This window comes from uncultured Ramlibacter sp., from assembly GCF_936925435.1.
Lineage (GTDB): Bacteria > Pseudomonadota > Gammaproteobacteria > Burkholderiales > Burkholderiaceae_C > Ramlibacter.
In genome coordinates, this window is the sequence record NZ_CAKZHQ010000047.1 from 132,458 (window position 1) to 146,414 (window position 13,957).

A 13,957-nucleotide genomic window follows, 5' to 3' on the forward strand; every position below is an offset into this window, starting at 1 on the left:
AAATAGTTTAAGCCTCAACAAATTACTGTCAATCGGAATCGGTACCCAGGCGCGGGCGGCGGCTGAACAAGAGAAACCGTCCTACAAAGTACCAATTGACGAGCGACGGCCAGGCCGCCCAGAATTTGCGCATGGAAGCACTAGTGCGCAAGATCGAGTCGCAACTTGCCGCCCTGCCGGTGCCGGTGGCACTGAACCTGCCTGGCGGCCACCGCGCCGGCGCCGCCGCACCCGCCGTGGTCCTGTCATTTCGCGACTGGTCGGCCCTGGCCTCCCTGGCGGCCGGCCAGATCGGCCGCCTGGCCGAGGACCTGGTCGAAAACCGGGTGCAATTCGAGGGCCAGATGCGCGACCTGATGGCGGCCGCCACCCATCTGCTGCCGGGCAGCCCGGTGGGCAGCAACACCGGCTGGTGGACCCAGATGCTGCGGCGGGCGAAATCGCTGGCCGCCCATTCGCCGCACAAGGACGCCCAACAGGTCCAGTTCCATTACGACGTTTCGGACGATTTCTACGCGCTGTGGCTGGACCCGCGCCGGGTCTATTCCTGCGCTTACTACCGCGATGCGACGATGTCGCTGGCGCAGGCCCAGGAGGCCAAGCTCGATCACATCTGCCGCAAGCTCCTGCTGCGCAGCGGCGAGCGCTTCCTGGATGTTGGCGCCGGCTGGGGCGGCCTGCTGCTGTGGGCCGCCGAGAACTACGGCGTGGACGCCACCGGCATCACGCTGTCGAAGAACCAGCACGCCCACGTCAACCGCCTGATCGCCGTGAAAGGCCTGCAGGGCCGGGTGCGCATGGAGCTGCGCGACTACCGCGACCTGGACGAGGCCCAGGGTTTCGACAAGATCGCCTCGGTCGGCATGTTCGAGCACGTCGGCCTGGCCAACATGCCGACCTACTTCGCCAAGATCGCCCGCCTGCTCAAGCCCGGCGGCCTGGCGATGAACCATGGCATCACGGCCGGTGGCCTGCATACCGGCCAGCTGGGCGCCGGCATGGGCGACTTCATCGACAAATACATCTTCCCGGGCGGAGAGCTGCTGCACGTCAGCCATGTGCTCAAGGACCTGTCGCAGGCCGGCCTGGAAATGGTCGACACGGAAAACCTGCGCCCGCACTACGCGCGCACCCTGTGGGCCTGGTCCGATGGCCTCGAGGGGCGCTTGCAGCAGGCCCACGATGTCCTGGCGCGCACCGGCAGCGTGGCCGACGCCGACAAGGTACTGCGCGCCTACCGCCTCTACCTGTCGGGCTGCGCCATGTGCTTCGAGCAGGGCTGGATTGGGCTGCACCAGATCCTGGCCACGCGCCCCGACGGTGATCTGCGCGCAGGCGCACTGCGCGGCGCACAATCGGCCTATCCCTTCAACCGCCGCTACATGTACACCTGATGCTCTACAAGTTCAAATCCAAGGCGGCCGGCGATCTGATCATGCTCGAGCCCAATGGCAAACGCGTGCTGGAAATCATCGGCAAGGATGCCGGCCCCACGGGCATCATCCTGCCCGAGCAGATGCCGGCGGCGATCAGCGCGCTGGAAGCGGCCATGGCCGACGCGGCCGACGCGAAGGCCGAAGACGCATCGAGTGAGTCGGCCGTCTCGTTGCGCCAGCGCGCCGTGCCCTTCCTGGACATGCTGCGGCGCTGTTCCGCGGCCGGCCAGGACATCGTCTGGGGCGTCTGAAGCTCCCTTAGTCGACCTTGGCGCCGGAGGCCTTGACCACCGGCTGCCACTTCTTCAGTTCGGCATCGATCAGCTGGGCAAACTGGGCCGGCGTGTTGCCGCTGGGGATGGCGCCGTTGGCGAGCATCTTCTCCTTCACGGCGGCCGTGCCCAGTGACCTGGCCACTTCCTGCTGGATGCGGTTGGCGATGTCCGGCGACAGGCCGGCCGGGCCTAGCAGGCCGAACCAGGAGCTGGCCTCGAAGCCCTTGAGGCCGCCGGCCTGTTCCACCGTCGGCACATCGGGCAGCGCCGCCGAAGGCTGCGAGCTGGTGACGGCCAGGGCCTTGAGGCGGCCGGCCTTGATCAGCTGCATGGAGGAGGGCAGGTTGTCGAACATCACGTCCATGTCGCCGCCAACCAGGCTGAGCAGGGCCGGGCCCGATCCGCTGAAAGGGAAGTGCGTCATGTAGGTGCCGCTCATGGTCTTGAACAGCTCACCGGCCAGATGGATGGAGGTGCCGTTGCCGCTGGAAGCCATGTTCAGCTTGCCGGGATGGGCCTTGGCGTACTTGATGAAGTCCGCCACATTGTTGATGCCGTTGGCCCTGGCCTTGTCGGCCGCCACCACCATCACATTGGGCACGCCGGCCACCAGGGTGATGGGGGTGAAGTCCTTCTGCGGGTCGAAGGGCATCTTGCTGTAGAGCCACTTGTTGATGCTCTGCGTGCCCACGGTCCCCATCAGCAGGGTGTAGCCGTCGGGCGCAGCCTTGGCCACCATGTCGGCGCCGATGTTGCCGCCGGCACCGGCGCGGTTGTCGACGATGAACTGCTGGCCAAAGGCCCTGGACAGCTCCGGCGCGACGGCGCGGGCCAGGATGTCGGTGGTGCCGCCGGGCGCAAACGGCACGACGATGCGCACGGGCTTGCTTGGCCAGGCGGCCTGGGCAAAGGCGGCCGGGGCCGCCAGCAGGGCGCCTGCGCCGGCGAGGGTGCCGAGCAGGGCGCGGCGGCTGGGAGTGAAGGCGTCTGGCATGGTGGTCTCCTGGGTCTGGACGATTGTGGGCACAAAAAAGCCGCCCGCAGGCGGCTTCGCTCTCGGGGAGAACCCGGGGTCAGTCGGCGTAAACGCCGGCGGCCTTGATGATCGGGCTCCACTTGGCGATCTCGGCGGCGACGAACTTCTTGTGCTCGGCCGGTTCGATGCGCTTGTCGGAGACCACCACCGCGCCCAGGCCTTCCTGCTTCTTGATGAACTCAGGGTCCTTCAGGGCCGCCTTGAGGGCGTCGTTGATCTTCTTTTGCACGTCGGCCGGCGTGCCCTTGGGGGCGTACAGGCCGTGCCAGATCGTCACCTCGAAGTCCTTCAGGCCCGACTCCTGCAGCGTGGGCAGGTCCTTGAGCGCCGGCGTGGTCAGGCGCTTGGCGGTGGTCACGGCATAAGCCTTGACCTTCTTGCCCTCGATCTGCGAGGTGGTGTTGGTGGTCTGGTCGCACATCAGGTCGATCTGGCCGCCGATCAGGTCGGTCATGGCCGGCGCCGTGCCCTTGTACGGCACGGGGGTCATGTCGGTCTTGAGCGCGGTCTGGAACAGCAGGCCGCACAGGTGCGAGGCCGAGCCGACACCGGCATTGCCCAGGTTGATCTTGCCCTTGTTCTGGGCGATCCAGGCGGTGAATTCCTTGTAGTTGTTGGCCGGCAGCGCAGGCTTGCCGATCACCGTCATGGGCACGTCGTTGACCATGCCCAGGTACTCGAAGTCGCTTTCGACCTTGAAGGGGATGTTGCGCACCAGGGTGGGCATGGTGGCCATGGCAATGTGGTGCAGCAGCAGGGTGTAGCCGTCGGCCGGGGCCTTGGCCGTCTTGTTGGCGCCGATCGAGCCGCCGGCGCCGGCGGCGTTGTCCACCACGATGGTGGCGCCGCCCAGGGGCTTGCGCATGGCTTCGGCCAGGTCGCGCGCGACGCGGTCGGTGGGGCCACCGGCCGCGAACGGCACGATGATGGTGATGGTCTTGTCCTTGATGGGGAAGTCGGCAGCCTGGGCGCCGCAGGCCAGGGCCACCATGGTCAAAGGCAGCAGGGTTTTGAACAGAGTCTTCATGGGGGTCTCCTTGTGAGGCAGTGGAACCCGGCAATGGTAAGCAGGGCGGCGGCTGTGGCCATCGCGGTAATTACTTAGCCTGGAGTCGGGTTTTACCCTGGTCCTTTTGCATCAAAAATGGCTGTAACCCCCGTCAAATCGCCTCCGGTAGCTATAAAAAACAGAGCGGCCTATTTGTAGCTGCGGGCGTCCTCGATCACCTTGCCGTCGTTGGGCAGACTGCCTGGCGCCAGCAGCTGGACCTCGCCGCGCAGCTTGGTCACGTCGCGGATGGCCTCGCCGATGCGCTCGTGCAAGCCCTGCGGCGCGCCGGCGGCCTCGACCTGCAAGGTCATGGTGTCGTTGGCCATCTCGCCGTTGACCACCAGGCGCGCCTTGAGCACCTCGGGAAAGCGCCGGGCGATGTCGGCCACCTGGCCGGGATGGACGAACATGCCGCGGATCTTGGTGGTCTGGTCGGCCCGGCCCAGCCAGCCCTTGATGCGGGTGTTGCTGCGGCCCGTCGGGCAAGCTCCGGGCAGGACGGCCGACAGATCGCCTGTGCCAAAGCGGATCAGCGGGTAGCCGGCGTTGAGCGTGGTCACCACCAGCTCGCCGACCTCGCCGGGTGCCACCGGGTCGCCGGTGCCGGGCCGGACGATCTCGACGACCACGCCTTCATCCAGCACCAGGCCTTCGCGGGGCGTGGTTTCGTAGGCGATCAGTCCGAGGTCGGCGGTGGCGTAGCTTTGGTAGATGGCCATGCCGCGCTCGGCGAACCAGTCGCGCAGGCTGGGCGGGAAGGCCTCGCCGCCGACCAGGCCCTTGCGGATGCTGGAGATGTCGGCACCGGCCTCCTGTGCCTTCTCGACCAGGATGCGCAGGAAGCTGGGCGTGCCGGTGTAGGCGGACGGCCGCAGTTCGGCGATGGCCTGCAGCTGCTGCTCGGTCTGGCCCGTGCCCGCGGGAAAGACGGTGCACCCGATGGCGTGGGCGCCCGACTCCATGATGAAGGCGCCCGGTGTCATGTGGTAGCTGAAGGCGTTGTGCACCAGGTCGCCGCTGCGCAGGCCAGCGGCGTACAGGGCGCGCGCTGCGCGCCAGTAGTCCTTGCCAGCGCCCTCGGGCTCGTAGATCGGGCCGGGCGATGCATAGGCGCGTGGCATGGCCGGGCCGCGCTGCAGCGCGGAAAAGCCGCCGAAGGGGTCGCTGGCGCGCTGGGCCTGCTGGCGTTCCAGCAGCTCGTGCTTGCGCGTCACAGGCAGCCTGGCCAGGGCCTCGCGCGAGGTCACCGCCTGCGCGTCCACACCTTGCAAAATGGCGGCAAACGCCGGTGTGGCCTGTTGCGCATGGGCCACCTGCTGCGGCAGGGCCGCCATCAGCTGGGCTTCGCGTTGGCCAGGGTCGCGCGTTTCCAGCGCGTCGAAGAATTCGCTCATGACTGCCTCCCTCAGGCCAACCAGCGCTTGCGGCGCTTGTAACTCTTGACGTCCCGGAACGACTTGCGCTCGCCGCCACCCACGCCCAGGTAGAACTCCTTGACGTCCTCGTTGTTGGCCAGGTCGGCCGCCGGCCCGTCCATGACCACGCGGCCGCTTTCCATGATGTACCCGTAGTCCGAGTACTTGAGCGCCATGTTGGTGTTCTGCTCGGCCAGCAGAAAGGTCACCTTCTCGCGCTGGTTGAGATCCTTCACGATCTCGAAGACCTCCTCGACGATCTGCGGCGCAAGGCCCATGGACGGCTCGTCCAGCAGCACCATGCTGGGGTTGGCCATCAGGGCGCGGCCGATGGCGCACATCTGCTGCTCGCCGCCCGAGGTGTAGGCCGCCTGCGAGGTCCGGCGGGTCTTCAGGCGCGGGAAGTAGGTGTAGACCTTCTCCAGATTGGCCGCCACCTCGGCCTTGTTGGGGCGGGTGTAGGCGCCCGTCAGCAGGTTCTCCTCGATGGTCAGGTGGGCGAAGCAGTGGCGCCCCTCCATCACCTGGACCACGCCGCGGCGCACCAGGTCGGCCGGCGACAGGTTCTCGATGCGCTCGCCGCGCAGCTCGATCGAGCCCTTGGTGACCTCGCCGCGCTCGCCGTGCAGCAGGTTGGAGACCGCCCGCAAGGTGGTGGTCTTGCCGGCCCCGTTGCCGCCCAGGATGGCGACGATGCCGCCCTCGGGCACCTGCAGGGACACGCCCTTGAGCACCAGGATCACGTGGTTGTAGATGACCTCGATGCCGTTGACGTTTAAAACGATGTTGGGTGTGCTCATGGTGTGTTCGCCAAATGAAAGGCCGGGCCTTTCATTTGGCGGCTCCTCGCGGAGCCGCCAGGGTTACATCAGGACTGGCAATCGGCAGGCGTGCGTGCGGTGAGCTTCTTCTCCGCCGCGTACTTGCCGGCGGTGGACTTGACCATGGGCCGGATGATCTGCTGATCGGCCTCGATCCAGTCGCTGGTGAACTCCCACTTGCTGCCGTCCCAGGTGTGGATGCGCGCTGCGCTGGCGCCCACGTGGTCGGCGCAGGAGGTGCTGACCGGGCGCATCACGCCCTTGAAGCCCAGCGCGTCGAGCTTGGCCTGGGTCAGGTTCAGGTTCTCCAGGCCCCAGCGGACCTGCTCGCCTGTCATGACCTTGCCCTTGCCGAAGCGCTCTTGCGCCGCGCGGATGCCCTCGACACCCATGGCGGCGCTCACCACGCCGCGCAGGTACAGGGTCTCGCCCACTTCGTCCTTCGGACCCGTGCCCTGGCCCTTGTCATGCAGCTTGGCCAGGATCTCCTTGACGATGGGCGCGTTCTTGTCGGTGCCGTGCTGCAGGGTCACGGCGTTGTAGCCCTTGGCACCCTGGCCCACGTCCTTGACGTCGGGCTCGGCGCCCGACCACCAGACGCCGTACATCTTCTCGCGCGGGTAGCCGGTGGCCTGGGCCTCCTTCAGCGCGGTGGAGTTCATCACGCCCCAGCCCCACAGCAGGGTGTAGTCCGGGCGGCTCTGGCGCACCTGCAGCCAGGTGGCTTTCTGCTCGACGCCGGGTGCCGTCACCGGCAGCAACTGCAGCTCGAAACCGTGCATCTTGGCGCGCTCCTGCAGCAGCGGGATCGGCTCCTTGCCGAACGGGCTGTCGTGGAAGACCAGGGCGATCTTCTTGCCCTTGAGTTTGTCGAAGCCGCCTTCCTTCTTGGCGATGGCCTGGACGATGGCGTCGGCGGCCACCCAGTAGGTGCCCAGCAGCGGGAAGTTCCACTTGAAGATGGTGCCGTCGGCGCTCTCGCTGCGGCCATAGCCGGTGGTGATCAGCGGGATCTTGTCGCCCGGGGCCTTCTCGGTCAGCGCGAAGGTGGCGCCGGTGGACCAGGGGTGGATCAGGGTGGCGCCGCCGTTCTTGCCCTTGAGGCGCTCGTAGCACTCCACGCTGCGGGCCGTGTCGTAGCCGGTCTCGCATTCCTCGAACAGCAGCTTGACGCCGTTGATGCCGCCGCGGGCATTGACCAGTTTGTAGTAGTCGACGATGCCGTTGGCCGTGGGCGTTCCGTTGGGCGCATAGGGCCCGGTGCGGTAGGAGAGCACCGGCAGGTACTGCTCCTTGGCCTGGGCCATGGCCGGGGAAGTCAGCACCGCCGTGGCGCCGGTGGCCAGCATGGCTGCGGCCAGGACGATCTTGCGCAATTTCATGGTTTGTCTCCTATTGGTGAGTTTGAGAGCGCTCGAGAAAACGTGTCAGTGCGGGGCATCAATGGGGGAAAGGCCACAGCCGCAGCTTCTGCTTGGCCGTGGACCAGAGTTTGGCCAGGCCGTGCGGCTCGACGATGAGGAACCAGACGATCAGGCCGCCGAAGATCATCAGCTCGGCATGCGAGACGGCGGTGGTGGTGATGGCGATGCCGAACAGGCCGGCCACGAAGGGCAGCAGCTGGTTCAGCGCGATCGGCAAGATGGTGATGAAGGCGGCGCCGAAGAAGCTGCCCATGATGGAGCCCAGGCCGCCGATGATGACCATGAACAGCAGGCGGAAGGAGTAGTCCACCGAGAAGGCCGAGGGCTCCCAGGCGCCCAGGTAGATGAAGGCCCACAGCGCGCCGGCCACGCCGATGATGAAGGAGCTGACGGCAAAGGCGCTGAGCTTGGCGTACATCGGCCGGATGCCGATCACCGCGGCGGCCACGTCCATATCGCGGATCGCCATCCACTCGCGGCCGATCGCACCGCGCACCAGGTTCTTGGCCAGCAGGGCGATCACCGCCAGGATGGCCAGGCAGAACAGGTACTTCGATTGCGCGCTCTCCAGCGGCAGGCCGAACACCTGCAGGTTGGAGACGGCGACCGAGCCCGAGGGCGTGTCCAGCGTGAACCACTTGATGCGCAGGAACATCCAGTCGGCGAAGAACTGCGCCGCCAGGGTGGCCATCGCCAGGTACAGGCCGCGCACCCGCAGCGAGGGCAGGCCGAACAGGATGCCGAAGGCCATGGCGCACAGGCCGCCCAGGATCAGCGCCGGCACCAGCGGCAGACCGGGGATGCGCACGAAGAAGTTGTAGGCGCCATACGCGCCGACGGCCATGAAGGCGCCCGAACCCAGCGAGATCTGGCCGCAATAGCCCACCAGGATGTTCACGCCGACGGCCGCCAGCGAGAAGATCAGAAAGGGGATGAGGATGGCCCGCATCAGGTAGTCGCTGGCCAGCAGCGGCACGGCGACAAAGGCCAGGGCCAGCAGCGCGGCGACGAAGACCCGGTCCTGCAGGATGGGGAAGATCTGCTGGTCGGCCCGGTAGCTGGTCTTGAACTGGCCGTTCTCGCGGTAAATCATGGGATGGGTCCTGCCTTACACGCGGTCAATGATCTTCTCGCCGAACAATCCCTGCGGCCGGAACAGCAGGAAGACCAGGGCCAGCACATAGGCGAACCAGATTTCGATGCCGCCGCCCACATAGGGGCCGAGATAGACCTCGGAGAGCTTCTCGCCGACGCCGATCACCAGGCCGCCGATGATGGCGCCGGGCACCGAGGTCAGGCCGCCCAGGATGACCACCGGCAGCGCGCGCAGCGCCAGGGTGGTCAGCGAGAACTGCACGCCCAGCTTGCTGCCCCAGATCATCCCGGCCACCAGGGCCACCACGCCGGCCACGCACCAGACGATGAACCAGATGCGTCCCAACGGGATGCCGATGGACTGCGCTGCCTGGTGGTCGTCGGCCACGGCGCGCAGGGCCCGGCCGGTCGAGGTCTTCTGGAAGAACAGGCTGAGCAGGGCCACCAGGGCGGTGGCGATGGCAGCGGCGATCAGGTCTTCCTGGTTGATCAGCACGCCGCCCTGGAAGACCGACTCCAGGGCGAAGATCGGCTCCTTGGGCATGCCGATGTCCAGCTTGTAGACGTTGCTGCCGAACAGGCTCTGGCCCAGGCCGTCGATGAAGTAGGTGATGCCCAGGGTGGCCATCAACAGGGTCGAGGCCTCCTGGTTGACCAGGTGGCGCAATGCCAGCCGCTCGATCAGCCAGGCCAGCACGAACATCAGCGCGCCGGCGCAGAGGAAGGCCAGCACATTGGCCAGCCACTTGCTGTCGATACCGGTCCACTGCGGGATCCATTCGGCCAGCCGGGCCATCGCCAGCGCCGCGAACAGCACCATCGCGCCCTGGGCGAAATTGAACACGCCCGAGGCCTTGAAGATGAGCACGAAGCCCAGCGCCACCAGCGAATACAGCATGCCGACCATCAGGCCGCCGAGCAGGGTTTCGAGAAAAAATGCCATATCAGTGCGATGTGCCCAGGTAGGCTTTGATGACGTCGGGGTTGTTGCGCACCGCGTCGGGCGTGCCGTCGCCGATCTTCTTGCCGTAGTCCAGCACCACGACGCGGTCGCTGATGTCCATCACCACGCCCATGTCGTGCTCGATCAGGACCACGGTGGTGCCGAACTCGTCGTTGATGTCGAGCACAAAGCGGCACATGTCCTGCTTCTCCTCGACGTTCATGCCGGCCATGGGCTCGTCCAGCAGCAGCACCTGGGGCTCCATCGCCAGGGCCCGGCCCAGGTCGACGCGCTTTTGCAGGCCGTAGGGCAGCTGGCCCACCGGCGTCTTGCGCCAGGCCTGGATCTCCAGGAAGTCGATGATGTGTTCGACGAACTCGCGGTGCCGGATCTCTTCGCGCAGCGCCGGCCCGATGCGAAGGGCCTGCAGCAGGATGTTGCTTTTGATCTTGAGGTTGCGCCCGGTCATGATGTTGTCCAGCACGCTCATGCCCTTGAACAGGGCCAGGTTCTGGAAAGTCCGGGCCACGCCCATGGTGGCCACCTGGTGGCTGTTCATGTGGCGGAAGGTCTGGCCGCGAAAGCTGATCGAGCCTTCCTGCGGCTGGTAGACGCCGTTGATGCAATTGAGCATCGAGCTCTTGCCGGCACCGTTGGGGCCGATGATGGCGCGGATCTCGTGCTCGCGCACGTCAAACGAGATGTCGCTCAGCGCCTTGACGCCGCCAAAGCGCAGCGAGATGTTCTTCACGTCCAGAATCACATCGCCGAACTTGCGGCCATTGCCGTCCTGCGCTGACACCAGAGGTTCGCTCATCATGTTCATGCGGCAGCCTTGACCGGTGCGAAGACCTTGCTGTCGGCGATCTTCAAGGTGGCGCTGACGCTGCCGCTGCGGCCATCCTCGAACTTCACCTGGGTTTCGATGTACTGCTCGGGCTTGCCGCCGTAGAGCGCGTCGATCAGCACCAGGTACTTGTCGGCGATGAAGCCGCGCCGGACCTTGTTGGTGCGCGTGAGTTCTCCGTCATCAGCGTCCAGCTCCTTGTGCAGCACCAGGAAGCGGCTGATCTGCGAGCCGGCCAGCAGCGGGTCGGCCGCCAGGTCGGCGTTGACCTTTTCCACGCAGTCCTTGAGCAGGGCGTAGACCTCGGGTTTTTGCGCCAGGTCGGTGTAGCCGGCATAGGGCAGGTTGCGCCGCTCGGCCCAGTTGCCGACGGCGTCGAAGTCGATGTTGAGCATCACGCAGACCTGGTCGCGGCCGTCGCCATAGGCCACGGCCTCCTTGATGTGGGGGAAGAACTTGAGCTTGTTCTCCACGTACTTGGGCGCGAACATGGCGCCGTCATGGGCGCCGCCGGCGATGCGGCCCACGTCCTTGACGCGGTCGATGATCTTCAGGTGCCCTTGCGCGTCGATGAAGCCGGCGTCACTGGTGTGGTACCAGCCGTCGGCGGTCAGCACTTCGGCCGTGGCCTCGGGGTTCTTGTAGTAGCCGCGCAGCAAGCCGGGCGAGCGCACCAGGATCTCGCCGTTGTCCGCGACCCGGATCTCGACGCCGGCAATCGGGATGCCAACCGTGTCGGCGCGGGCCTGGTCATCGGGCTGCAGGCAGACGAAGACGGCGGTCTCGGTCGAGCCGTACAGCTGCTTCAAGTTGATGCCGATGGAGCGGTAGAAGCTGAACAGGTCGGGGCCGATGGCCTCGCCCGCCGTGTAGGCCACGCGCACGCGCGACAGACCCAGGTTGTTGCGCAGCGGGCCGTAGACCAGCGCATTGCCCAGGGCGTACTTGATGCGGTCCCAGGCGCCCACGCTCTTGCCGTCCATCAGCGCCGGACCGACGCGGCGGGCCAGCGCCATACAGGCGTGGAACAGGGCGCGCTTGGGCGCGCTGGCGTCTTCCATGCGGATCATCACCGCGGTCAGCAGGCCTTCGAAGATGCGCGGCGGCGCGAAGTAGTAGGTGGGTCCCACTTCCTTCAGGTCGATGGTCACGGTGGCGGCGGATTCGGGGCAATTGACCACGTAGCCGCAGGCCAGCCACTGGCCGTAGCTGAAGATGTTCTGGCCGACCCAGGCCGGCGGCAGGTAGGCCAGAACCTCCTCGGCATGCGTCAGCCTGTCGAAATCGGCGCCGGCCTTGGCGCGGTCCAGCAGCGTGCGGTGGCTGTGAACCACGCCCTTGGGGTTGCCGGTGGTGCCGGAAGTGAAGAACATGGCGGCGACGTCGTCGGGCAGGCCCCGGTCGACCTCGGCGCGGAAGAAGGACGGATGGCTTTGCGCGAAGGCGGCACCGCTCTCGATCAGCGCGTCCAGCGCCACCAGGCCGGGCTCGCGGTAGTTGCGCAGGCCACGCGGGTCGTCGAAGTAGAGGCCCTCGAGTTGCGGGCACTGGGCGCGGATCTCCAGCAGCTTGTCGACCTGCTCCTGGTCTTCGGCGAAGGCAAAGCGCACATGGGCGTTGTTGATGGGGAACACGCACTCGGCCGACGCCGCATCCTGGTACAGCGGGATGGGGATGGCGCCCAGCGCTTGGGCCGCCAGCATGGTGGCGTAGAGACGGGGCCGGTTGGCGCCCACCACCACCATGTGTTCGCCGCGCGTCAGGCCGGCCTGGTGCAAGCCGCAGGCGATGTGCTCGACCAGCGCCGCCATGGCCGACCAGCTGTGGCTCTGCCAGATGCCGTACTCCTTCTCGCGCATGGCCGCGCCGCCGGGGCGCTGCGCCGCATGCAGGAGCAGCAGTCGCGGGAACGTTGTCTCCATGGTGTCCTTCAAGCCTGGGCTTGTTGTCTCGGTTGGCCGCATCCTAGGCCGCGCTTTGACGTTGGCTTGTCTTTGCAACGACAATTCGCGGGAATTCCCGAAGGTCGTTTTCCCGAACATGGCTGCCACCGCCCCCGAACTCTCGCTGCACCAGCGGCGCCGTGCGCCGACGCCGGCCGAACTGGCCGGCATCCCCTGGCTGCGCGTGCTGCAGCCGGCCGAATACGGCCGCGCCATCGGCGATATCAGCGTCGGCGATGCCCTGCCCGGCGACCTGGTCTGCCGCATGGGCCGGCCCGTGACCTACTGGTTCGGTGTCATCGAAGGCCTGCTCAAGATGAGCATGGACAACGCGCAGGGCCAGACCATGACCTTCACCGGCGTGCCGCCCGGCGGCTGGTTCGGCGAGGGCACGGCGCTCAAGCGCGAGGCCTACCGCTACAACATCCAGGCGTTGCGCAAGAGCGTGGTGGCCGGCCTGCCAGTGGACACCTTCCACTGGCTGCTGGACCACTCGATCGGCTTCAACCGCTTTGTCATGAACCAGCTCAATGAGCGGCTGGGCCAGTTCATCGCCGCGCGCGAGATCGACCGCATGAACAATCCCGACCTGCGGGTGGCGCGCAGCCTGGCGGCCCTGTTCAACCCTGTGCTGTACCCGGGCGTGGGCGAGGTGCTGCGCATCACCCAGCAGGAGCTGGCCTACCTGGTGGGGCTGTCGCGCCAGCGGGTCAACGAGGCGCTCACCGCGCTGCAGGCCCAGGCCACAATCCGTGTCGAGTACGGCGGCCTGCGCATCCTCGACCTGGACGCGCTGCGCTCCAGTGTGCTGCCCAAGCCCCTTTGACAATAAAATAGCCTTCTATCCCCCGCCAATTGGGCGTGAGCAGCTATCAAAAAAGTAGCATTCAGCATGACGGAACCCGCAAGCACCTCCCGACTGAACAAGCGCATGGCCGAACTGGGCCTGTGCTCGCGCCGCGAGGCCGACGACTGGATCGCCCAGGGCTGGGTCAAGGTCAACGGCGCGGTCGCGGCCATGGGCGTGAAGGTGCAGCCCTCGGACCGCATCGAAGTCGACCGCAAGGCGCAGGGCCACCAGGCCACCCAGGTCACCATCCTGCTGAACAAGCCCATGGGCTATGTCAGCGGCCAGGCGGAGGACGGCCACGAGCCTGCTGTGGTGCTGATCAACCCGCGCACCCACTGGCGCGAAGACCCCGGCAGCAACCGCTTCTCCCCGCCGCAGCTGCGCGGGCTGGCGCCGGCCGGTCGGCTGGACATCGATTCGATCGGCCTGCTGGTGCTGACCCAGGACGGCCGGGTGGCGCGCCAGCTGATCGGCGAAGACTCCGGCATGGAGAAGGAGTACCTGGTGCGCGTGACCTACGGTGAACGCGGCGAGGTAGCCACCGACGTGCAGAAGGCCTTTCCCGTTGCGCAGCTGGAGCGGCTGCGCCATGGCCTGAGCCTGGACGGCAAGCCGCTCAAGCCGGCCCAGGTCGACTGGCAAAACCCCGAGCAGCTGCGCTTTGTCCTGACCGAGGGCAAGAAGCGCCAGATCCGCCGCATGTGCGAGCAGGTGGGCCTGAAGGTGGTGGGCCTCAAGCGCATCCGCATCGGCCGCGTCGTGCTGGGCGCGCTGCCAGTGGGGCAGTGGCGCTATCTGGGACCGGGCGAGCGCTTCTGACG

13 protein-coding genes are annotated in these 13,957 nt (G+C 66.7%); 4 read left to right on the forward strand and 9 right to left on the reverse strand.

Features of this window, described 5'->3' with window-relative positions:
* Positions 1 to 131 precede the first annotated feature (131 nt).
* Together Q0632_RS18455 and Q0632_RS18460 are read left to right on the forward strand one after the other, a co-directional pair.
* Positions 132 to 1,394, forward strand: a complete 1,263-nt coding sequence (locus tag Q0632_RS18455; RefSeq protein WP_298932949.1) for a class I SAM-dependent methyltransferase — start codon at positions 132 to 134, stop codon at positions 1,392 to 1,394.
* Positions 1,394 to 1,687 (forward strand): DUF1840 domain-containing protein, encoded by a 294-nt coding sequence (locus tag Q0632_RS18460; RefSeq protein WP_298932951.1) that lies wholly within the window; start codon positions 1,394 to 1,396, stop codon positions 1,685 to 1,687. Before Q0632_RS18455 ends, Q0632_RS18460 begins: the two co-directional genes overlap by 1 nt.
* 7 nt (positions 1,688 to 1,694) lie before the next feature.
* Here the strand turns inward: Q0632_RS18460 and Q0632_RS18465 are convergent, their stop codons facing one another.
* The 9 genes from Q0632_RS18465 to Q0632_RS18505 all read right to left on the reverse strand — a co-directional run bounded on the left by Q0632_RS18465 (position 1,695) and on the right by Q0632_RS18505 (position 12,265).
* The gene (locus Q0632_RS18465; RefSeq protein WP_298932953.1) at positions 1,695 to 2,705 is read right to left on the reverse strand and encodes a tripartite tricarboxylate transporter substrate binding protein; all 1,011 of its coding nucleotides are present in this window, start codon (positions 2,703 to 2,705) and stop codon (positions 1,695 to 1,697) included.
* Between the two features lie 79 nt (positions 2,706 to 2,784).
* On the reverse strand, positions 2,785 to 3,774 hold the full coding sequence (locus Q0632_RS18470; RefSeq protein WP_298932955.1) for a tripartite tricarboxylate transporter substrate-binding protein: 990 nt from the start codon (positions 3,772 to 3,774) through the stop codon (positions 2,785 to 2,787).
* Between the two features lie 170 nt (positions 3,775 to 3,944).
* A complete protein-coding gene (locus Q0632_RS18475) occupies positions 3,945 to 5,192 on the reverse strand; it encodes a phenylacetate--CoA ligase family protein (protein ID WP_298932957.1) in 1,248 nt (415 codons plus the stop codon).
* A gap of 11 nt (positions 5,193 to 5,203) precedes the next feature.
* On the reverse strand, positions 5,204 to 6,013 hold the full coding sequence (locus tag Q0632_RS18480) for an ABC transporter ATP-binding protein (protein ID WP_298932959.1): 810 nt from the start codon (positions 6,011 to 6,013) through the stop codon (positions 5,204 to 5,206).
* A gap of 68 nt (positions 6,014 to 6,081) precedes the next feature.
* Positions 6,082 to 7,416: an ABC transporter substrate-binding protein gene (locus tag Q0632_RS18485; RefSeq protein WP_298932961.1), complete on the reverse strand. Its 1,335-nt coding sequence runs from the start codon at positions 7,414 to 7,416 to the stop codon at positions 6,082 to 6,084.
* A 58-nt stretch (positions 7,417 to 7,474) separates the two neighbouring features.
* Positions 7,475 to 8,551, reverse strand: coding sequence for a branched-chain amino acid ABC transporter permease (locus Q0632_RS18490; protein ID WP_298932964.1), 1,077 nt, complete (start codon positions 8,549 to 8,551; stop codon positions 7,475 to 7,477).
* 15 nt (positions 8,552 to 8,566) lie between these two features.
* Positions 8,567 to 9,496, reverse strand: a complete 930-nt coding sequence (locus tag Q0632_RS18495) for a branched-chain amino acid ABC transporter permease (protein ID WP_298932965.1) — start codon at positions 9,494 to 9,496, stop codon at positions 8,567 to 8,569.
* 1 nt (position 9,497) lies between these two features.
* Positions 9,498 to 10,322 (reverse strand): ABC transporter ATP-binding protein, encoded by an 825-nt coding sequence (locus Q0632_RS18500; protein WP_298932967.1) that lies wholly within the window; start codon positions 10,320 to 10,322, stop codon positions 9,498 to 9,500.
* Positions 10,319 to 12,265, reverse strand: a complete 1,947-nt coding sequence (locus tag Q0632_RS18505; RefSeq protein WP_298932969.1) for a long-chain fatty acid--CoA ligase — start codon at positions 12,263 to 12,265, stop codon at positions 10,319 to 10,321. The genes Q0632_RS18500 and Q0632_RS18505 overlap by 4 nt, the downstream gene beginning before the upstream one ends.
* A gap of 118 nt (positions 12,266 to 12,383) precedes the next feature.
* Between Q0632_RS18505 and Q0632_RS18510 the strand changes: the two genes are divergently transcribed.
* Both Q0632_RS18510 and Q0632_RS18515 read left to right on the forward strand, forming a co-directional pair.
* Positions 12,384 to 13,112: a Crp/Fnr family transcriptional regulator gene (locus Q0632_RS18510; RefSeq protein WP_298932971.1), complete on the forward strand. Its 729-nt coding sequence runs from the start codon at positions 12,384 to 12,386 to the stop codon at positions 13,110 to 13,112.
* A gap of 66 nt (positions 13,113 to 13,178) precedes the next feature.
* Positions 13,179 to 13,955: a pseudouridine synthase gene (locus tag Q0632_RS18515; protein WP_298932973.1), complete on the forward strand. Its 777-nt coding sequence runs from the start codon at positions 13,179 to 13,181 to the stop codon at positions 13,953 to 13,955.
* Positions 13,956 to 13,957: the final 2 nt, after the last annotated feature.